Origin of the sequence: Nocardioides acrostichi (assembly GCF_015319165.1) — a bacterium.
In the GTDB taxonomy this organism is placed as follows: Bacteria; Actinomycetota; Actinomycetes; order Propionibacteriales; family Nocardioidaceae; genus Nocardioides; species Nocardioides acrostichi.
Window position 1 is genome coordinate 296,336 of record NZ_JADIVZ010000002.1, and the last position, 18,482, is coordinate 314,817.

The 18,482-nt window shown below is 70.6% G+C and carries 20 protein-coding genes; 12 read left to right on the forward strand and 8 right to left on the reverse strand.

Translation table 11 applies throughout. The features are described 5' to 3' along the window. Nucleotides 1–22: 22 nt before the first annotated feature. Nucleotides 23–1,459, forward strand: a complete 1,437-nt coding sequence (locus tag ISG29_RS06260; RefSeq protein ID WP_235958604.1) for a cytochrome P450 — start codon at nt 23–25, stop codon at nt 1,457–1,459. Nucleotides 1,460–1,475: 16 nt separating this feature from the next. On the opposite strand, the gene ISG29_RS06265 is transcribed toward ISG29_RS06260, so the two are convergent. Next, nucleotides 1,476–2,492, reverse strand: a complete 1,017-nt coding sequence (locus ISG29_RS06265) for an esterase/lipase family protein (RefSeq protein ID WP_194502528.1) — start codon at nt 2,490–2,492, stop codon at nt 1,476–1,478. A gap of 95 nt (nt 2,493–2,587) precedes the next feature. Here ISG29_RS06265 and ISG29_RS06270 point away from each other — a divergent pair, with 95 nt between their 5' ends. Beyond that, nucleotides 2,588–3,466, forward strand: a complete 879-nt coding sequence (locus tag ISG29_RS06270) for a hypothetical protein (RefSeq protein WP_194502529.1) — start codon at nt 2,588–2,590, stop codon at nt 3,464–3,466. A gap of 54 nt (nt 3,467–3,520) precedes the next feature. Here ISG29_RS06270 and ISG29_RS06275 read toward each other — a convergent pair whose 3' ends face one another. From ISG29_RS06275 to ISG29_RS06290, 4 genes are read right to left on the reverse strand one after another with little or no spacing between them, the layout of a single operon-like run. Then, entirely contained in the window at nt 3,521–4,678 is a 1,158-nt protein-coding gene (locus tag ISG29_RS06275) for a sulfotransferase family protein (protein WP_328828182.1), read from the reverse strand. Beyond that, the gene (locus tag ISG29_RS06280) at nt 4,675–5,508 is read right to left on the reverse strand and encodes an SDR family oxidoreductase (protein ID WP_328828184.1); all 834 of its coding nucleotides are present in this window, start codon (nt 5,506–5,508) and stop codon (nt 4,675–4,677) included. The genes ISG29_RS06275 and ISG29_RS06280 overlap by 4 nt, the downstream gene beginning before the upstream one ends. Before the next feature lie 16 nt (nt 5,509–5,524). Further along, nucleotides 5,525–6,745, reverse strand: coding sequence for a hypothetical protein (locus ISG29_RS06285; protein WP_328828186.1), 1,221 nt, complete (start codon nt 6,743–6,745; stop codon nt 5,525–5,527). A gap of 13 nt (nt 6,746–6,758) precedes the next feature. Beyond that, nucleotides 6,759–7,613, reverse strand: a complete 855-nt coding sequence (locus tag ISG29_RS06290; RefSeq protein ID WP_235958605.1) for a TIGR03619 family F420-dependent LLM class oxidoreductase — start codon at nt 7,611–7,613, stop codon at nt 6,759–6,761. Between the two features lie 198 nt (nt 7,614–7,811). Here ISG29_RS06290 and ISG29_RS06295 point away from each other — a divergent pair, with 198 nt between their 5' ends. The 4 genes from ISG29_RS06295 to ISG29_RS06310 all read left to right on the forward strand — a co-directional run bounded on the left by ISG29_RS06295 (nt 7,812) and on the right by ISG29_RS06310 (nt 10,071). After that, nucleotides 7,812–8,246: a nuclear transport factor 2 family protein gene (locus ISG29_RS06295; protein ID WP_194502531.1), complete on the forward strand. Its 435-nt coding sequence runs from the start codon at nt 7,812–7,814 to the stop codon at nt 8,244–8,246. Further along, entirely contained in the window at nt 8,246–8,761 is a 516-nt protein-coding gene (locus ISG29_RS06300; RefSeq protein WP_194502532.1) for a nitroreductase/quinone reductase family protein, read from the forward strand. Before ISG29_RS06295 ends, ISG29_RS06300 begins: the two co-directional genes overlap by 1 nt. A 111-nt stretch (nt 8,762–8,872) precedes the next feature. Continuing rightward, nucleotides 8,873–9,460, forward strand: coding sequence for a hypothetical protein (locus tag ISG29_RS06305; protein WP_194502533.1), 588 nt, complete (start codon nt 8,873–8,875; stop codon nt 9,458–9,460). After that, nucleotides 9,457–10,071 (forward strand): SecDF P1 head subdomain-containing protein, encoded by a 615-nt coding sequence (locus tag ISG29_RS06310; protein ID WP_194502534.1) that lies wholly within the window; start codon nt 9,457–9,459, stop codon nt 10,069–10,071. The genes ISG29_RS06305 and ISG29_RS06310 overlap by 4 nt, the downstream gene beginning before the upstream one ends. A gap of 18 nt (nt 10,072–10,089) precedes the next feature. Here the strand turns inward: ISG29_RS06310 and ISG29_RS06315 are convergent, their stop codons facing one another. Both ISG29_RS06315 and ISG29_RS06320 read right to left on the reverse strand, forming a co-directional pair. Continuing rightward, nucleotides 10,090–10,935: an aldo/keto reductase gene (locus tag ISG29_RS06315; protein WP_194502535.1), complete on the reverse strand. Its 846-nt coding sequence runs from the start codon at nt 10,933–10,935 to the stop codon at nt 10,090–10,092. Nucleotides 10,936–10,966: 31 nt separating this feature from the next. Then, nucleotides 10,967–11,689 carry an aspartate/glutamate racemase family protein gene (locus ISG29_RS06320; protein ID WP_194502536.1) on the reverse strand — a complete coding sequence of 241 codons (723 nt, stop codon included), beginning with the start codon at nt 11,687–11,689 and terminating at the stop codon, nt 10,967–10,969. A 78-nt stretch (nt 11,690–11,767) separates the two neighbouring features. Between ISG29_RS06320 and ISG29_RS06325 the strand changes: the two genes are divergently transcribed. Next, nucleotides 11,768–12,673 (forward strand): LysR family transcriptional regulator, encoded by a 906-nt coding sequence (locus tag ISG29_RS06325; RefSeq protein WP_194502537.1) that lies wholly within the window; start codon nt 11,768–11,770, stop codon nt 12,671–12,673. A 5-nt stretch (nt 12,674–12,678) separates the two neighbouring features. Continuing rightward, nucleotides 12,679–13,125 carry an NUDIX hydrolase gene (locus ISG29_RS06330; RefSeq protein ID WP_194502538.1) on the forward strand — a complete coding sequence of 149 codons (447 nt, stop codon included), beginning with the start codon at nt 12,679–12,681 and terminating at the stop codon, nt 13,123–13,125. A 161-nt stretch (nt 13,126–13,286) separates the two neighbouring features. Here the strand turns inward: ISG29_RS06330 and ISG29_RS06335 are convergent, their stop codons facing one another. Then, the gene (locus ISG29_RS06335; RefSeq protein WP_194502539.1) at nt 13,287–13,847 is read right to left on the reverse strand and encodes a GNAT family N-acetyltransferase; all 561 of its coding nucleotides are present in this window, start codon (nt 13,845–13,847) and stop codon (nt 13,287–13,289) included. A gap of 194 nt (nt 13,848–14,041) precedes the next feature. Here ISG29_RS06335 and dnaK point away from each other — a divergent pair, with 194 nt between their 5' ends. From dnaK to ISG29_RS06355, 4 genes are all read left to right on the forward strand, one after another. Beyond that, on the forward strand, nt 14,042–15,904 hold the full coding sequence (dnaK, locus tag ISG29_RS06340; RefSeq protein WP_194502540.1) for a molecular chaperone DnaK: 1,863 nt from the start codon (nt 14,042–14,044) through the stop codon (nt 15,902–15,904). After that, on the forward strand, nt 15,901–16,584 hold the full coding sequence (gene grpE / locus ISG29_RS06345; RefSeq protein WP_328828193.1) for a nucleotide exchange factor GrpE: 684 nt from the start codon (nt 15,901–15,903) through the stop codon (nt 16,582–16,584). Before dnaK ends, grpE begins: the two co-directional genes overlap by 4 nt. 79 nt (nt 16,585–16,663) lie before the next feature. Further along, nucleotides 16,664–17,863 (forward strand): DnaJ C-terminal domain-containing protein, encoded by a 1,200-nt coding sequence (locus ISG29_RS06350; RefSeq protein WP_194502827.1) that lies wholly within the window; start codon nt 16,664–16,666, stop codon nt 17,861–17,863. Between the two features lie 3 nt (nt 17,864–17,866). Next, nucleotides 17,867–18,325 carry a heat shock protein transcriptional repressor HspR gene (locus ISG29_RS06355; RefSeq protein WP_328828195.1) on the forward strand — a complete coding sequence of 153 codons (459 nt, stop codon included), beginning with the start codon at nt 17,867–17,869 and terminating at the stop codon, nt 18,323–18,325. Nucleotides 18,326–18,482: the final 157 nt, after the last annotated feature.

The window sequence follows — 18,482 nt, forward strand, 5'->3', positions numbered from 1 at the left end:
ATGGGCTCCCTACGATGGCCGGATGACGGCTGTGGCTCCGGATTCGCGCGCGCTGACCGACCAACGCCTCCGCACCATGAACGGTGTGGGCATCGGGGTGCGCGGTCTGCGCCCCGACCCCGACGTGCCGCTGCCACCCGGTCCGCGCTGGCCATCGCTGGTGCAGAGCATCGCGCTGATCCGGTTCCGACACCGGTTCCAGCCGTGGCTCCAGCGCCGCTACGGCGACGTGTTCACGGTGCGGATGCTGCCCGACGGCCGCCCGCTGGTGGTGCTGACCCGCCCGGAGCAGGCCAAGGAGCTGTTCGCCGCCGACCCCTCCGTCTTCCACGCCGGCAAGGGGAACGCGATCCTGGGCCCGGTGATGGGCGAACACTCGCTGCTGCTCCAAGACGGCGACGAGCACGCCCGCGCGCGCCGGCTGCTGATGCCGGCGTTCAACAAGCAGGCGCTGCGCGAGTACCGCGAGCTGGTCTCCGCGATCGCGGCCGACGAGGCGGCGCACTGGCCAGCCGATGTGACGCTGCGCTCGCTGGACCGGATGAACGTGCTGACCCTCGAGGTGATCCTGCGAGTCGTCTTCGGCGTCACCGACGAGACCCGGCTCGCCGCGCTGCGCCCGCGCGTGAACGAGACCATCTCGATCGGCCCCGACATCCTGCTCGGTTTCGGCTTCCCGAGGCTCCAGGAGCACGGCCGGTGGAAGCGGGCGGTCGAGAACCAACGCGAGCTCGACGAGCTGATCTACGCCGAGATCCACGAGCGCCGCGAGGTCGGCGACCTGGAGATGCGCACCGACGTCCTCTCCCAGCTGATGCGCGCCGGCGAGGGCGACGACCGCCTCGGCGACGCGGAGCTGCGTGACCAGCTGGTCACCCTCCTGCTCGCCGGTCACGAGACCACAGCGACCTCGCTGGCGTGGGCTCTCTACGAGCTCGGACGCCGCTCCGACCTGCTGGCGCGCAGCCAGCGCGCCGCCGACGGATCCACACCATTCGGGCCGAGCGCTGAGGACGACGCGTGGCTCGAGGCGGTGGTGAAGGAGTCGATGCGGCTGCACCCGGTGATCCCGATGGTCGTGCGCACCCTCATGGAACCCGCCACGATCGCCGGCCTCGACCTGCCGAAGGGCGCCACGGTGGGTGCCTCGATCCTGCTGGCGCACGCTCGCGACTCGAACTTCACCGAACCGGAGCGGTTTGACCCCGAGCGGTTCGTGGGTCGGAACCCGGCACCCCATACGTGGATCCCGTTCGGTGGCGGCGTGCGCCGCTGCATCGGCGCCGGCTTCGCCCAGATGGAGGGCGTCGCGATCCTGCGCGAGGTGCTGCGCCGCCACGACGTCGCTGCGGCCGGCGACGACGAGCCGCGGGTCCGCAACATCACCTCGGTGCCGCGCTTCGGTGCGCGCATCCACGTGATGCCACGGCGTGCGGCGTCGCGCTCGGGTCTGATCTGAGAGCTCGGCGCGAGCCTCAGCGCGCGTACGCCGCCAACTCGGGCTCGGCGGGCACCCGCTTCGCCGTCAGCGCCTGCTCCCCGGCCGTGGCGAGCACCTTGCCGAAGTTCGCGGGGTAGGCGAGCCGGTCGATGCCCGGGAACACGTCTCGCAAGCACACGGTGCGCGAGATCCGCGAGGCCTTCGCCGGACCGGCGTGGTCGAACGCATCGAGCGCCAAGGCGTAACCGACGGGGTCCGAGGTGCCCATCGAGAGGTGCTCGGAGACGTGCACGGGGCAGATCGACTGCACCATCACGTTGCTGATCGCCCCGGCGCCGGTGTGCAGCGCCGAGCTGGCGGCCGGGTCGACGTTCGGCACCACGACCTCGTCGGTGGCGGTGTAGATCTGCGTGTAGGAGATGCCCGCCCAGGTCTCCGGGCCGTCGTTCAGCGCGGTCAGGAAGTCCGAGCCGGTGCGCTGCTGCCAGAACGCCGGGGCGCAGCCACCGGGGAGCGCACAGATCGGATGTGCGTCGAGGGTGCCGTGGTTCGACGGGTCGAGCCCGACGAGGTCGTCGACCATGGCGCGGGTGTCGGGCCAGTACTTCAGTGCCCACCGCGGCACCATGCCGCCTTGGCTGAAGCCCAGCACGTCGATGCGGCGTCCGGCCTGCGCGTAGGTGGTGCGGATCGCGCGTGCCACGTACTCCCCGGCCACCTGGATGTCACTCATCGCGTGGTTCGGCAGCGTCACCGCGCACCAGGGTCGGCCCTGGGCCGAGAACACCTTCTCGTAGTTCCAGGAGAAGTTGATCGCGGGCGTCAGGGTCGTGCCCGGCACCAGCAGCACCGGCGTCTTCGAGGACGACGACAAGTCGCCGTCGCAGGTCACTGCGGCGTCGATCGTCGAGTCCGGAGCGGAGAAGGCCGGGCCGGTCGCGGCGGCCTGGGCGGGAGCGGAGGTGATGAGCGCGCCGGCGGCGAGCGCGGCGACAGAGGCGATGACGGCGCCGAGCCGGCGTCCGCGGGCGGCGAGGGTGAGTGAACGCATGTACACGGTCTACCCGAACGTGGCGGCGATCACACATCGAGGGCCGATGTTCACCGCACGTTTCGTGGCTGCGCGGTGGCGGGTACCCGAGCACGGTGATCAACGCCGACGCGCCGACCCCCATCCGCGGTAACGAGGGCGGGGAGGGATGGCACCTGGCGCCTCGACGCCGCTACCTGCGCGGAGCCCTCGTCGGGCTGGGCGTGCTGCTCATCGCGTTCGCCGCGGCGTCGGGCGCGAAGGAGGGCGAGCCGGCCGGCTGGGCGGTGCTCGCCATGCTGCTGGTCGGCGCGGTCCTCTACGCCGTCGACCGTCCGCGCCGCGATCTCGAGCCACGCCCGTGGGTCGACAAGGCCGGGGGACGGTCCGGACTGCTGCTCCCGGCCGCCGGCTTTCGTTGGGGCACGGTCTACCTCTTCGCCGTCGGCGCGGTGGCATGCCTCGTCGGACCGGTGGTCGCCCTCGTGGTGGCGGCCGGGGAAGGGGGCCTGGCGAAGGCTCTCCTCGCGACGGCGCTGCTCTGGCTGCTGGGTCTGCTCTTCGTGGCTGCCACGGTCGGCGGGGTGCGCTCGCGGGTGCGCTCCGGCCTCGGCCTCCTGCTCGGGCCCGACCAGGTCTGGCTCACGATGCAGTTCAAGCCGGCGAGCCTGCGCTGGGACGACGTCGTCGCGGTGCGGGCGCACTGGAGCCGCTATCGGCCGGCGAAGGATCTCTTCCGCTCACCCGAGGACCGCATCGACAACTTCTTGACCCTCGAGGCGCCCGGCGAGGACGTCGCGGGCACGGTCTTCGTGCGCGGTGCCGTGAGGGTCGACGGCCTCACCCTCGACGTCCGGCGCCTCGCGATCGACCCGTACCTGGCCCTCGCCGTCGTGCGCCACTACCTCGACCACCCCGGCGAGCGGGCGGAGCTGGACTCCACGTCTGCCGTCGAGCGGGTCGCCAGTCTGCGGCGCGAACTCGCCGCCGGCTGATGCCCAGCGGCGGTGAGGCAGCAACCGTCGGTGCACCTGGAACGGTTGCCTGCCTCACCGCTCGAACGCGGCACGCACCTGCTCCTCGGTGAGGCCGTAGTCGGCCAGCGAATAGGAGTGCGAGGGGGCCGCCTTGCCCGACGACGCCTCCGCCGCCTCGGCGCGGACGACGCTCTCGACCTCCGCTCCGAAGTCCAGACCGAACGCCTCGTACACCCCGCGCACGGTGCCCACCGGGTCGCCCTGGAGGTCGGCGAAGTCGACGTCGACGAACTGGGCGGAGTCGTAACGGGTGCGGGCGTCCATGAAGGCGTGATAGCTGGCCGACCACTGCTCGAGCTGGGTGCGGCCGACGGTCTCTGCGACGAACGTGGTCGAGTGTCCGTCGGTCGCCGAGGCCGAGAGCGAGCACGACGACGCGATGCAGCTGACCGGGTCGCGGCGAGTGTGCACGATCAGCGCGTCGGGGTAGACGCGCATCAGGGACTCGAACGGCTCGAGGTGCGAGGGGTTCTTCAGCACCCACCGCTTCTCGGCGTCGTGCAGGCCGATGAGTTGGAGGTTCTGCTTGTGACGCGTATAGGCGTCGGTCCAGTCCTGTCTGCGCAGCCACGCGCTGTAGCGCGGCACATGCGCCAGGGACTCGTAGCTGTTGGACTTGCCGGTCTGGCGCAAAAGCCGCCAGCACTCCTCGACGCTGGTGGCGTCCATGTAGTGGATGCCCATGAACTCCGGATCCTCGACGTGGTGAGCCGAGAACGCCTGCTGCATCGCGGCGAAGATCGGATCCGTCTCCCAGGTCTCGCGCGGCGGGCGCGGCTGGGGGTACTGGGTCAGCCACATCTCCAGCCCTTGGTGCGCCGGGTCGGCCACGAGCAGCCGGTGCAGCGCGGTCGTGCCGGTGCGGGGGAGGCCGAGCACGAAGACCGGTCGCTCGATCGGAACGTCGGCAGCGTCCGGGTGGGCCTTGAGCTGCGCCTCGACCAGCAGCCGGCCGACCAGAGCGCTCTTGACCTCGGAGCGCTGGAAGTAGTTGCCTCGCCCGGTCAGCCCCGCCTCGGGCGAGGCGAGGTCGTCGACCAGGATGCGCAGCCCCTCCTCGTGGGCGGTGCCGCCGAAGTCGTCCATGCCGGTGGTGCGGACGGCAGCCGCGGCGATGTCGTCGAACGAGCCCACGTCGGCGCGTTCGCGGGTCATCACGTTGTCGCTCACGAGTGGAACTCCCCGCAGTCGACGGTGAGGGTCTGGCCGGTGACGGCCGAGGCCAGGTCGGTGGCGAGGAACAGCGCGGCCCGGGCCACCTCGCCCGGCGATGCGAGGCGCTTGAGGTCGGTCGGCGCGGCCTTCTCGGCGTACACCTCGTCGTGCGTGCGGCCGGACTCCGAGGCGATCCAATCGAAGTAGGCCTTGTTGACGTCTTCGTAGATGTAGGACGGCGCCACCGAGTTCACTCGGATGCCGCGCGGCCCGAGTTCGGTGGCCAGCGAGCTCGCCAGGTGGGCCAGCGCTCCCTTGCTCAGCTTGTAGCCGGCGTACTCGGGCTGGGAGGAGAACTGCACGCAGGAGTTCAGCATGATCACCGAGCCGCGCGTGTCGGCCAGCGCGTCGGCGCATGCCGCCGTGAGTCGCAGCGGCGCCAGCACGTTGGTCTCGTTGGCCGCCCGCAGTGCCTCGTTGCCGATGGTGGTGATGGGGTCCATCGGCGGAATGGCGAAGGCGTTGTTGAGCAGGCAGTCGACCCGGCCGAACTCCTCGAGCGTGCGCTCGACCAGGTGCACCCGCGCCGCGTCGTCGGTGATGTCGCATGGCACGACCAAGGCGCGCCGTCCGAGCCCGCGCACGACCTCGGCCATCTTCTCCAGCCGCCTCTCGGTGCGGCTGACGAGCACGAGGTCGGCGCCCATGCGCGCAGCCTCCTCGCCCAACGCGCGGCCGAGACCGGGGCCGACGCCGGAGAGCACCACGACCTTGCCGCGCAGCAGCGGCTGCGCCTCGTAGCGCTCGTCGGCGGAGGTGTCGTGCACGGTGGCGGTGGCGGTCACGTGTGGGGCTCCTGGTTCAGCTGATCATCCGGCGGGCCACGGCCCGCTGGCGCGCGGCGATGCGCTCGGCGTACTGCTCGTGGGTCAGGGGGGCGAGGTGCGGCAGGTGCCCGGGTACCTCGGCAAGCGGGACGACGGTGACGCGCGGTCCGTCGCCGGCCCCCAGGTCGCGCTCGAGGCGCTGCCAGCGCAGCATGAGCGAGCCGGTGCGGTGGCCGGTGGTCTCGAGCCAGTTGGCGAGGTAGGGCGCGGACTCCTCGCCCGAGGGCGGGTGCTCGCTCACGACGAACCGCATGACGCCGTCGGGGTCGGTGTCGGCCTGGGCCTTGGTCAGCGAGGTCTGGTGGGTCTCGTAGTCGGTCGAGGCGTACCAGTCCGACCCGACCTGCACGGCCTGGTAGGCGGCGTCGTCGCACCGCGGCACCTCGATGATCAACGCCTCGTCCTCGGCCAGGGCGTAGTGCCCGATCGAGGAGCGCTGGGAGGCGAGGCCGCCGGGCGTCGAGGTCGGCGTGGTGAGGGTGTTGACCGGCTCGTCGTACTGGAACCAGTGCGGGAAGTGGAACCAGGTGAGGATGCCCGATGTCACCGACCGAGCGGCCACCTCGTACTTCTTGGTGAGCAGCGCGCGGGTGAGGTCGCGGGCCGGTTGCCCGATGGTGTCGGTGCGCTCGATGGTGAAGACCCCGCGCGACTCGTGTTCCCAGTCGCAGAAGACCTCGCGCACGATGAGGATCTTCGCCTCGGGATCGGCGATGAAGGTGAACTCGAAGGTGCCGTCGTCGGCGATGTCGAGCTCGCGGTCGTCGAAGGCCAGCATCGAACCCGCCGCCGACGAGGCCGAGTAGCTGCCGCTCATCACCTGGAACGACAGGTCGGCCGACGTACCGCGCCGCCCGCGGACGACGTACTCGGCCCCGCCGCGCAGGTAGGCGTTGAGGTACACGGCGTCGGGGTTGTCGAGCCCCTGGCGCGAGAACTGGTGCGTCGGGTTGATGAACAGCGGCCGGTCGAGGTCGTGGTCGAAGGCGCTCTGCATCGCCAGCCGGATGCGCCCGGAGAGGTAGTCGTACCCCTCGAGCAGGTCGGCCTGCGTGCGGATGAACGGCGCGGCCGCGATCAACCGCTCGCCCTCGGCGATCGCCTCGCGCAGCGGAGCGGTGAGATCCCAGGAGCCGTCGGTGCCCTCGACGTCCGGGTTCGGGGACGGCTCGGGGCCTTGCGGTGCGTGCGTCACGACGCTGGCCCCCTCAGCCGTTGACCTGGGCGATGACGCTCTCGGCGTACTTCTCCAGGTTCGCGACCTTCGTCTCGAGCGGCTCGGGGTCGGGGCCCTTGATGTAGGGCACCCGGAAGCCGACGATGCAGTCGGTGACGCCCTTGTCCTCGAGGCGCTTGATGCCGTCGGGGGTGTAGGCGTCGTAGGAGATGACGTGCACCTCGAAGTCGTGGCGGTCATCGCCCTCCTCCTCGCGGATCTCGGCGAGCCGCTTCAGCAGCCGGTCGAGCTCCTCGCCGTCGCCCCCGGCGTGCATCCAGCCGTTGCCCTTGCGCACGGCGCGACGCAGCGCGGCGTCCGCGTGACCGCCGACCAACAGCGGGATCGGGGACGGCGCCGCCGGGCGCTGCTGCATGCGCTCGATCTGGAAGAACTCGCCCTCGTAGCCGAAGAACTCGCCGCTGGTCAGGCCGGTGAGGATGTCCATGCACTCGTCCATGCGCTTGCCGCGGCGCTCCCACGGCACGCCGAGCGCCTTGAAGTCGTCGGGCCACGGCGAGAGGCCGACGCCGAGACCGAGCCGGCCGCCGGAGAGGTAGGCCAACGACGACGCCTGCTTGGCCACCAGCACGGGCGGTCGCACCGGCAGCTTGAGCACGAAGGGCGTCAACCGCAGCGTCGTCGTGACCGCGAAGAGGTGCGCGCAGAGCACCATCGTCTCGACGAAGTCCTTGCCCTGGAGGAACTCCCGGTCACCGGTGTCGGTGTAGGGGTAGGTCGAGTCCGACTCCTCCGGGTAGATGAGGGAGTCGGCCACGGTCATGGAGGTGTAGCCGGCCGCCTCCGCGGCCTGGGCGAGGGGCGCGTAGTACGCCGGGTCGGTCATGGCCTCCGCATAGGTGAACCGCATCGCTGCCTTTCGGTTGCTGAGCGTCCGGATCCGGTTGTTGAGCGTCCGGATCCGGTTGTTGAGCGTCCGGATCCGGTTGTTGAGCGTCCGGATCCGGTTGTTGAGCGTCCGGATCCCGGTTGTTGAGCTTGTCGAAACATAGAACGTGTTTCAGTTTTGTGCCAGAGTCCGCCCATGGACATCGCCGAGATCTCCGACCGCCTCGAGATCGCCGAGGTGCTGACGCGCTACACGCGAGCCGTCGACGAGCACGCCTGGGATCGCCTCGACCAGGTCTTCACCGCAGACGCCGTCATCGACTACACCGCCTCCGGCGGGGTGCACGACGCCTTCCCGACGGTCAAGGCGTGGCTGGCCGAGGTGCTGCCGATGTTCTTCCGTCGCACGATGCACATGCTCGGTCAGATCGAGATCACCTGGACCGACGCGGAGCGCTCGGCCGCGGACGTGGTGGCCTACTTCGACAACCCGATGACCCTGGACGACGGCAGTGGCGGCACGAAGGTCGCCCACTTCGGCGGCTTCTACCGCCACGCGATGGTCCGCACGCCCGAGGGCTGGCGCAGTCGCCGCCTGGTCGAGGACATCGTCTGGAAGCGTGGCCTCTGATGCCGTCGTTCGGTCTGCCCGAGGAGCGCCCACCCGGCCTCGACTCGCCCTGGGCGGCGCGAGCCATCAAGTACATGGCCAAGGCGCAAGTGAAGGTCTTCGAGGCCACCAACGGTCGGATCGGCAACACGTGGCGCGTCGGCGCCGGGTTCAAGAAGCCGGTGCCCACGCTGCTGCTGCACCACGTCGGTCGCACTTCCGGAAGGGAGTTCACGACCCCGCTGCTCTATCTGGCCGACCGCCCCGGCGCCCCGGTCGGCACCAGCGACCTGGTGATCGTCGGCTCCCAGGGCGGCATGCCGAAGCACCCGCAGTGGTACCGCAACCTGCTCGCGCAGCCCGACGTGGCCGTGAGCCTGCCCGGGCGCCGGCGGGTCGCCGTCCACGCCCGGCAGGCGCCGGCGGAGGAGAAGGCACAGTTGTGGCCGCGTCTGGTCGACCTCTATGCAGACTTCGAGAAGTACGAGCGCTGGACCGACCGCGAGATACCGGTGCTGGTCCTCTCCCCGCGCTGACCGGCCCCCTCCACGGCGCGGCTGCGGTAAGGGCGGCTTGGAGCGGTGCCCCCGGTCGGCCACAATGAGGACGCCGCACGCTTGCGGCCCGCCGTCGTCCAAGGAGGTCCGGTGTCCGACCAGCCCGAGAAGCCCAACCCGCTCGAGGACAACCCCGTTCTCGTCGGGCTCGCGGCCCTCGTCGGCGTCGCACTCCTGATCGGTCTGGTCATGGGCGGCGTTGCGTTGGCCGCCACGAAGGTGATGGGCATCGATGGCAGCAGCCCCGACTTCGCCTCGAGCCAGCACACCAGGTTCCACCTGCCCAAGCCCTCGATGACCGAGGAGCCCACCGGCCCGCTCATCACCCTGGGCGGAGACGCCGCGCCGACCTCCGACTCCTCGGGCGCGGCGCCGCCGACCGCGACGGCGAAGCCGTCGGAGAAGGATGGCCAGATCACCCTCCAGTCCGGCCAGACCTCGGTCAGCGTCATGGAGCGCATCGACCTCACCGGCGTCTATCCCGGTGGCGAGGGCGCCGTGCTCCAGGTGCAGAAGCAGGCCGGTGGCGGCTGGCAGGACTTTCCCGTCACAGTCGTAGTGAGCAACGAGACGTTCTCCACCTACGTGCAGACCAGCTTCCAGGGTGTCAACAAGTTTCGCGTCGTCGACCCCGACACGAACACCGCCTCCAACCCGGTGAGCGTGACCGTCGGGTGATACCCCGTACCCGTCTCGCCTTCGCCGCGCTCGCGCTCTCGGCGCCGGCGATGGCCGGGTGTGGTGACCAGACCTCGGGTGAGGAGGCCGCGTCGACGTCCTCGCCCGAGCCCTCGGCGATCTCGACGCTGGAGGGGGTGGATCCGATGGGTCTCCAGGTGCGTCCGGTGATCGCGGTCGACCAGGTGGCGAAGGACGCCGTGAGTGGCGTCCCGGCACCGGTGCAGCAGGATTTCGCCACGCTCGAGTGCCTGCGGAGCAAGCCCCGGGCCCTGCTGCCCGGCTCCGCCGCCGCCGCGTGCGACGGACGCGGTGTGAAGTTCCTGCTCGGTCCGGCCGGCGTGAGCGACGAGGGAGTGACGAGCGCCCGGGCCGTGGAACTGGCAGACGGCTGGGGCGTCGAGGTCGACCTCGATGACGCCGCCTCGGCTGCCTTGGCCGATCTGACGAGTAGCGCCGCGTCGTCGCGGTCGAAGGTGGCCATCGTGGTCGGTGGCCTGATCGTCTCGTCGCCGACCGTGGCCGACACCATCTCGAGTGGCAGCCTCCAGATCGCGGGCGACTTCACCCGCGAGCAGGCCGAGACCCTGGCCGGGCAGATCGCGGACTGACCCGGCCAGGGCCCGTGGTCACTCCGGCACGTAGTCGAACGTGGCCGGATCGGGGCCTTGGCGTCCGTCGCCGCCGCGGTCGAGCCCGTCGATCGCGGCCATCTCCTCGGGGGTCAGCGCGAAGTCGAAGATCTCGAAGTTCTCGACCATCCGCTCGCGGTGCATCGACTTGGGGAACACGATGTCGCCGCGCTCGATGTGCCAGCGCAGGGTCACCTGCGAGGGCGTCTTGCCGTGGGCGGCGGCCACCTTGGCGATGGTCTCGTCGTCGAGCACCTTGCCCTGGGCGATCGGCGACCACGCCTCGACCGCGGCACCGTGCTTGTGCGTGCCCGCTCGGGCCGCCTCGTTCGCGAAGTAGGGGTGCACCTCGATCTGATTCACCACGGGGACGACGCCGGACTCGGCCACGATGAGGTCGAGGTGCTCGGGCTCGAAGTTCGAGACACCCACGGACCGCGCACCGCCCTGCTGCACGAGGTCGACCATGGCCTTCCAGGTCGAGACGTAGTCGCCGTCGTAGCGGGTGGGCAGCGGCCAGTGGATGAGGAAGAGGTCGATCTGGTCGAGCCCCAACTTGCTGAGCGTCTCGTCGAACGAGCGCTTGACGTCGTCCGGCGTGTGGTTGTTGTTGTTGAGCTTGGAGGTGATGAACAGTTCGCTGCGCGGGATTCCGGCATTGGCGATCGCGTGGCCGACACCCTGCTCGTTGCCGTACATCTGGGCGGTGTCGATGTGTCGGTAGCCGACCTCGAATGCCGTGGTGACGGTGTCAGCGGTCTGCTCCGCAGGCACTTGGAAGACCCCGAAGCCGAGCTGCGGGATGCTGGTGCCGTTGTTCAAGGTGATCATCGAAACGGTCATGTCTCCACCGAACCGTGGCGCGGGGGTGGGTTCAACACCCGGCCGGTACGGGCACCGGCGCCAGCGCCAGCTCGGCCAGCAGTTCTGCGTGAGCCAGACCGGTGTCGATGCTCGGCAGCGGCGAGGTGGATGACGGCACCAGCAGCCCGATCTCGGTGCACGCGAACGCCACCGCCTCCGCGCCGTGCCCGGCCAGGCCGGCGATGATCTCCAGGTAGCGGTGGCGCGACGCGTCGGTGAAGATGCCACGGGTGAGCTCGTCGAAGATGATCCGGTCGACCTCCGCCCGGTCGGGTCCGCTCGGCGTGACGACGCCGATGCCGTGGCTCGCCAGCCGCTCGGCGTAGAACGACTCCTCCATCACCGGGCGGGTTCCCAGTAGACCGACCGTGGCCCAGCCGTGCCGGCGGCACCGCTCGGCGACGGCGTCGGCGATGTGTACGACCGGCACGTCGACCGCGGCGGCCAGGTGCTGGTGGTTCTTGTGCATGAGGTTGGTGCAGATGGCGATCAGCTCCGCACCGCCGGCCACACAGCGGCGTCCGGCCTCGGCGAGCAGGCGCCCCGACGCCTCGTAGTCGCCGGTGAGCTGGTGGGCGCGGACGTCGGCGAAGTCGAGCGACTGGAGCGTGACGCGGGCGCTGTGGTGCCCGCCGAGCCTCTCGGCGACGATCTCGTTGATCCGCCGGTAGTAGGTCAGGGTCGAGTGCCAGCTCATGCCGCCGACGAGGCCGATGGTGCGGTGCGTGCTCATTCCCTCAGAGTGCTCGCTCGCCGGAGCCCAAGGAAGTCCTCTTTGCGTGAACCCAGACCCAAGCAATACTTGGGTCTCGTGGACGTGCGACGGGTGCTGATCTTCCGCGAGGTGGCGCGCAGCGGTTCGATCGCAGGGGCGGCCCGGAGCCTGGGCTGGACCCAGCCGGCGGTCAGCCAGCACCTCGCTGCGCTCGAGCGACAAGCCGGGGTGCCGCTGGTGGTGCGTGGGCCCGGCGGCACCACGATCACCGAGGCCGGAGCTGCTCTGGTGCGACGCGCGGATGCCATCGCTGCAGAGCTGCACGCCGCGGGCGAGGAACTGGGCGACCTCGCGGGCCTGCGGTCGGGGCGGGTGCGGCTCCAGAGCTTTCCGTCGGCCGCCGCCACGCTGGTGCCCGATGCGGTGCGGTCGCTGGCCGATTCGCATGCCGGGGTCAGCGTCGGCCTGGTGGAGGCCGAGCCGCCGGACGCTGTGCCCGCGGTCGCCGCGGGTGATGCCGACCTGGCCTTGGTCTTCGGCTACGACGGAGCGCCCGCCGACCTCGAGGGCCGGGCCGGGCTCGTCTGGCGTCCGCTGCTCACCGAGGCGGTGCGGCTGGTGACCCCGCCCGGGCTCCCGGTGCCGTCCTCCGTGAGCGAGCTGGCCCGAAGCGACTGGATCGGTGGGTGCGAACGGTGTCGTGGTCACCTGGTGCAGGTGTGCCGGCGGGCCGGGTTCGAGCCGGCGCTGCGGCACACCACCGACGACTACGTGGTGGTGCAGAACCTGGTCGCGCGTGGCCTCGGCGTCGCGGTGCTGCCGGACTCCGCGCTGGCGGCCTACCGGCACCCCGCGGTGCAGGTCGACGACCTCGCCGAGCTCGGCGTCCGGCATGTCGGAGTCGTGCATCGCACCGGCGCCGACGTCGTGCCCGCCACGCGGGCGCTCATCGCGGAGTTGGAAGGCGCGGTCGCGGTGTACGAGTCCGGTCAGGGAGACTAGGCCTCATGTCTGCTCTCCACTACACCGAGTACGACACCCGGTTCGCTGCCTATGCGGTCGTGGTCGATGACCGCGACCGGGTGCTGCTGGCGCTGTGGAACGAGGGCTCGCGACCGCAGTGGACCATGCCCGGTGGCGGCGTCGAGCTGCACGAGACCGCCGAGCAGGGCGTGGTGCGCGAGGTCAAGGAGGAGAGTGGCTACGACGTCGAGATCGAGCAGCTGCTCGGCGTCGACTCCTACGTCTTCCCGGCCGAGCGCCGCTCCATCGACACCGCCCGACCGATGAAGGCGGTGCGCGTCGTCTTCCGCGCTCGCGTCGTCGGCGGCGTCCTGCGCCACGAGCAGGACGGCAGCACCGACGAGGCGCGCTGGGTGCCGCTGGCCGACGTCACCTCGCTCGACCGCGTCTCCATCGTCGACGTCTCGCTGCGACTCGCGGGCCTGGGGTAGGGCCGGCTCGTCGAGTCGACGTCGGAGGCTGGGAGTTTCATCGGTGCGCCGATGAATCTGCGGGTTCCCCGATGGAGCAACATCGGGGGAGGCGAAGTTTCATCGGGGAACCGATGAACCCGCGGGTTCCCCGATGAAGCAACAGCGGGGGAGGCGAAGTTTCATCGGGGCCCCGATAAACCTCCCGGCCCCCCGGTCGGCACCCAGAACCGGAGCTTGGCGGTGGACGCCGGCCCGCCGGCGTCGGGGTCCGGCTCGGCGATGCCGTCGGGCACGCCACCGCAGCGCTCGATGGTGCGCCGGGAGCCCTCGTTGTCGAGGTCGCAGGTGACCAGTGCCTGCTCGACACTGCGTTCGGCGAGCAACGGCAGGGCCGCGCGCAGGATCGCGGTGGCGTAGCCGAGCCGGCGGTGGGCCGGGTGCACGCCGTAGCCCACGTGGCCACCCCAACGCCCGAGGAAGTCGTTGAGCTCGAAGCGCAGGGAGGCGCGACCCACCAGCGTCCCGTCGACCTCGGCGGCGAGGAAGGCGCCGGCAACGTGACCCTCGGGCAGGCCGACGCGGTCGGGCCAGCCGTGGGTGCGGTGCACGTAGTCGGCCCACGCCTCGCCCTCGTCGCGGCCCAGCACGAACGTGAAGTCGTCGGCGGCGAGCAGTCGATCCGCCTCGAGTGCGGCGTCCTCGTCGTCGACGCGCAGGGGGCGCAGCAGAAGTTCTCCCATGACGGGAGCCAAGCACGGGAATGAACCGGCTCGCCATTGCATTGCATCAAGTGAGCAAACTTGAGTCGAAGGCACTCAAGTAACTTGTCAGGTCGAGTTGAGCGACGCAGGATGGCGTCATCAGCGGAGCCCGACTCCCAGCGAACCCGCTCATGCGGGTCAACCCACGCAGACGAAAGCAGGAGGTAGCAGCCATGGCACGTGCCGTCGGCATCGACCTGGGCACGACGAACTCCGTCGTGTCGGTCCTCGAAGGTGGCGAGCCCACCGTCATCGCGAACGCCGAGGGCGCTCGCACCACCCCGTCGGTCGTCGCCTTCGCCAAGAACGGCGAGGTGCTGGTCGGCGAGGTCGCCAAGCGTCAGGCGGTCACGAACGTCGATCGCACCATCCGGTCGGTCAAGCGCCACATGGGCACCGACTGGAAGACGAAGATCGACGACAAGGAGTTCACGCCGCAGCAGATCAGCGCGTTCGTGCTCCAAAAGCTCAAGCGCGACGCCGAGTCCTACCTCGGCGAGGACGTCACCGACGCGGTCATCACCGTGCCGGCGTACTTCTCCGACGCCCAGCGCCAGGCCACCAAGGAGGCCGGCGAGATCGCGGGCCTCAACGTGAGCCGCATCGTCAACGAGCCCACGGCGGCCGCCTTGGCCTACGGCCTGGACAAGGGCGAGGACCAGACGATCCTCGTGTTCGATCTCGGCGGCGGCACGTTCGACGTGTCCCTGCTCGAAGTCGGCGACGGTGTCGTCGAGGTCAAGGCGACCTCGGGTGACAACGTGCTCGGCGGCGACGACTGGGACAACCGGATCGTCGAGTGGATGGTCAAGAAGTTCAAGGACGCCAACGGCGTCGACCTCGCGGCCGACAAGATCGCCAAGCAGCGCCTCCAGGAGTCGGCGGAGAAGGCCAAGATCGAGCTCTCGAGCTCGACCGAGACCACGATCCACCTTCCCTACATCACCCACGGCGAGTCCGGCCCGCTGCACTTCGAGGAGCGGCTGACGCGCGGTGAGTTCCAGCGCATGACCGAGGATCTCCTCGACCGCACCAAGGCCCCGTTCCAGGCCGTGCTCAAGGACGCCGGCGTCAACGTGTCCGGTATCGACCACGTGGTGCTCGTCGGCGGCTCGACCCGCATGCCGGCCGTCACCGACCTGGTCAAGAGCCTGCTCGGCGGCAAGGAGCCCAACAAGGGCGTCAACCCCGACGAGGTCGTCGCCGACGGCGCGGCCCTTCAGGCCGGTGTGCTCAAGGGCGAGGTCAAGGACGTCCTGCTCCTCGACGTCACCCCGCTCTCCCTCGGCATCGAGACCAAGGGCGGCGTGATGACCAACCTCATCGAGCGCAACACCACCATCCCGACCAAGCGCAGCGAGATCTTCACGACCGCCGACGACAACCAGCCGTCGGTGGAGATCAAGGTCGCCCAGGGCGAGCGTCAGATGTGGGCGCAGAACCAGCCCCTGGGCAACTTCGAGCTCACCGGTCTGCCCCCGGCCCCGCGTGGCGTGCCGAAGATCGAGGTCACCTTCGACATCGACGCCAACGGCATCGTGCACGTCATCGCGAAGGACCAGGCCTCCGGCAAGGAGCAGTCGATGACCATCTCGGGTGGCTCGGCGCTGAGCAAGGACGACATCGACCGCATGGTCAAGGAGGCGGAGCAGTACGCCGAGGAGGACGCCAAGCGTCGCGCCGCGGTCGACACCCGCAACCAGGCCGAGCAGATGGTCTACACGACCGAGAAGTTCCTCGCCGACAACGACGAGAAGCTGCCCGACGACGTGAAGAGCGAGGTCACGGCCGACGTCGACGCGCTCAAGGGTCTGCTCGAGAACGAAGAGGCCGACTCCGACGCCCTCCAGGCCGCCGTCACCAAGCTGGGCGAGTCCAGCCAGAAGATGGGCGCGGCCATGTACGCCGCCGCCGAGGCCGACGCGTCGGCCGCCGGTGGCTCCACCGGCGCGACGGGCGAGGCGGACGACGACATCGTCGACGCCGAGGTCGTCGACGACGAGCCGACCGACGCCGGCGAGGGTGAGAGCAAGTGACCCAGCCCCCGGAGGAGGCTGGCGCGCAGGAGCCGACCGGGTCCGAGGGCACGCCTCCGGACCCGGCGGCCCCGGCCGGGCCCTCGGCGCAGGGCCCGGACCAGGGCTCGGCCGAGGGGTTCGGCGACGCGGCGGCCGAGATGGCCAACGAAACCGAGGTCGAAGCGGCCGCGGAGGGTTCCGACATGGTCGAGGAGGGTGCTCCGGTCGACGCGACCACCGACGCCGACGGCGGTTCGGTGGCCGACGAGATCGACGCCGCCCGCACCGCCCTGGCCGAGCGCACGCTCGACCTCCAGCGGCTCCAGGCCGAGTTCGTGAACTACAAGCGTCGGGTGGAGCGGGACCGCGACCTGGTCAAGCAGAACGCGACCTACGCCGCGCTCGCGCCGATCACCGAGGTGCTGGACACGATCGACCGGGCGCGGGAGCACGAGGAGCTGTCCGGCGGCCTCAAGGCGGTCGCCGAGCAGCTCGAGCGCACCGTCGCCACGGCCGGGCTGGTGCGGTTCGGCGAGGTCGGCGACGCCTTCGACCCGAGCCTGCACGAGGCGCTCTCGCACATCGGCGAGGACGCCGAGGTCGAGGTGACCACCTGCAAGGTGATCGCCAAGGCCGGATACCGCATCGGCGACCGCGTCGTGCGCGCCGCCCAGGTGCTCGTGGTCGATCCGGCTTGAGTCGGATCGGCCCGCATCGGCGGATCCACTGCAACGATGAGAGAGGAAGGGAGGTTCTCCCGTGACTGACACCGAAGGAATGCGGCCCGACTGGGCGCAGAAGGACTTCTACGCCGTGCTCGGCGTCGCCAAGGACGCCTCGGCGGCCGACATCAAGAAGGCCTACCGCAAGCTGGCGCGGGAGAACCACCCCGACTCCAACCCGGGCGACACGGCCAAGCACGAGACCTTCAAGCAGGTCGCCGAGGCCTACGACGTCGTCGGCGACCCCGACAAGCGGCCGAAGTACGACGAACTGCGTCGGCTGTACTCCTCCGGGGGTTTTCCCGGTGGGTTCGGTGGCGCTGGCGGCGGCGGGTTCCCCGGCGGCTTCGGCGGCGGCCAGAACATCGACCTCGACGACCTCCTCCGCCAGCAGGGCGGGGCGGGTGGCCTGGGCGACCTGTTCGGCGACCTCTTCGGCGGCGGTGGTGGCGGCGGCTTCGGCGGCGGGCGCCAGCAACGGCGTCCTCGCGCCCAGAAGGGCGCCGACGTCGAGAGCAACGCGACCATCAGCTTCACCGACGCCATCGACGGCGTCACGATCTCGCTGCGGCTCTCCTCCGACTCGCCGTGCTCGGCGTGCCAGGGCACCGGCGGCAAGCCGGGCAGCAAGCCGCACGTGTGCCCGGAGTGCGAGGGCGGTGGATACGTCGTGCGCGGGGTCGGTGGCGCGTTCTCGATGAACGAGACCTGCCCCACCTGCGGCGGACGTCAGCTGCTCTACGACGAGGCCTGCCCCGTCTGTCAGGGCAGCGGTCGCGGCAGTGCCTCGCGCACGATCCAGGCGCGGATCCCCGCCGGCGTCAAGGACGGCCAGCGCATCAGGCTGCGCGGCAAGGGAACGCCGGGGAGCAACGGCGGCCCCACCGGCGACCTCTACGTCGTCGTGAAGGTCTCGCCGCACCGGGTCTTCGGCCGCAAGGAGGACAACCTCACCCTCGACGTCCCGGTCAGCTTCGACGAGCTGGCGCTCGGTGCCGAGGTGCGGATCCCGACCCTGGGTGGCACCCCGGTCACGCTCAAGCTGCCCGCTGGCACGCCCAACGGGCGCACCTTCCGGGTGCGTGGCAAGGGTGCACCGAAGTCCGATGGCTCGCGCGGCGATCTGCTCGCGACCGTCGAGGTGCAGGTGCCGGCGAGCCTCGACGCCGAGGCACGCGCCGCCGTCGAGGCCTACCGCGAGGCGACGGCGTCCAAGCCGCTGCGCGCGAACCTCTTCGAGCAGGCGGGGGCCTGAGCCGTGGCCGGCCGGGCGCCGCGGTTGGGCTCACCGTTCGGTGAGTCCAACCCCGACGCGGCCGTGTTCGTGATCTCGGTGGCCGCCGAGCTCACCGGCCTGCACCCGCAGACCCTGCGCACCTACGAGCGCATGGGCCTGATCACGCCGGGTCGCACCGGGGGTGGCGGGCGCCGGTACAGCCACAACGACGTCGAGAGGCTGCGCGAGATCGCCGACCTCACCGCGTCCGGCATCGGCATCGAGGGCGTACGCCGCATCCTCGAGCTCGAGAACCGTGTCGCCGCGTTGTCGGCGCGCAATGCCGAGCTGGTCGCCGAGCTGGACGCCGTCCGCGACGCCCTGCGCCAGGCGGCGGCTCAGCGGCGGGCCGCGGCACCGGGCGCGCCGGCCAACAAGCTGCCTGTGCTCCGAGCCCCCGACCCCGGCAGCTCGGTCGTCGTGTGGCGGCGATCGCGCTAGTGGGCGCGAGTTCACCGGACGTCCGGTGAACTCGCCCCCGGGACGGCGAAGTTTCACCGTCCCAGGGGCAGACACGCCGTCCGACCCCCTGCGCTATGCGGTGAGGTCCGGTGGCCGGGCTGGTCCGGGTGTGGCGGTTGCCGCGGTCTGCCGCGAC

Bases quoted from the DNA above. Each gene is read 5' to 3' on its own strand.
- ISG29_RS06260 (WP_235958604.1), top strand. From the start codon at position 23: ATGACGGCTGTGGCTCCGGATTCGCGCGCGCTGACCGACCAACGCCTC.
- ISG29_RS06265 (WP_194502528.1), bottom strand. From the start codon at position 2,492: ATGCGTTCACTCACCCTCGCCGCCCGCGGACGCCGGCTCGGCGCCGTC.
- ISG29_RS06295 (WP_194502531.1), top strand. From the start codon at position 7,812: ATGGACATCGCCGAGATCTCCGACCGCCTCGAGATCGCCGAGGTGCTG.
- ISG29_RS06300 (WP_194502532.1), top strand. From the start codon at position 8,246: ATGCCGTCGTTCGGTCTGCCCGAGGAGCGCCCACCCGGCCTCGACTCG.
- ISG29_RS06330 (WP_194502538.1), top strand. From the start codon at position 12,679: ATGTCTGCTCTCCACTACACCGAGTACGACACCCGGTTCGCTGCCTAT.
- ISG29_RS06350 (WP_194502827.1), top strand. From the start codon at position 16,664: ATGCGGCCCGACTGGGCGCAGAAGGACTTCTACGCCGTGCTCGGCGTC.
- ISG29_RS06315 (WP_194502535.1), bottom strand. From the start codon at position 10,935: ATGACCGTTTCGATGATCACCTTGAACAACGGCACCAGCATCCCGCAG.
- ISG29_RS06335 (WP_194502539.1), bottom strand. From the start codon at position 13,847: ATGGGAGAACTTCTGCTGCGCCCCCTGCGCGTCGACGACGAGGACGCC.
- ISG29_RS06320 (WP_194502536.1), bottom strand. From the start codon at position 11,689: ATGAGCACGCACCGCACCATCGGCCTCGTCGGCGGCATGAGCTGGCAC.
- dnaK (WP_194502540.1), top strand. From the start codon at position 14,042: ATGGCACGTGCCGTCGGCATCGACCTGGGCACGACGAACTCCGTCGTG.
- ISG29_RS06290 (WP_235958605.1), bottom strand. From the start codon at position 7,613: ATGACCGACCCGGCGTACTACGCGCCCCTCGCCCAGGCCGCGGAGGCG.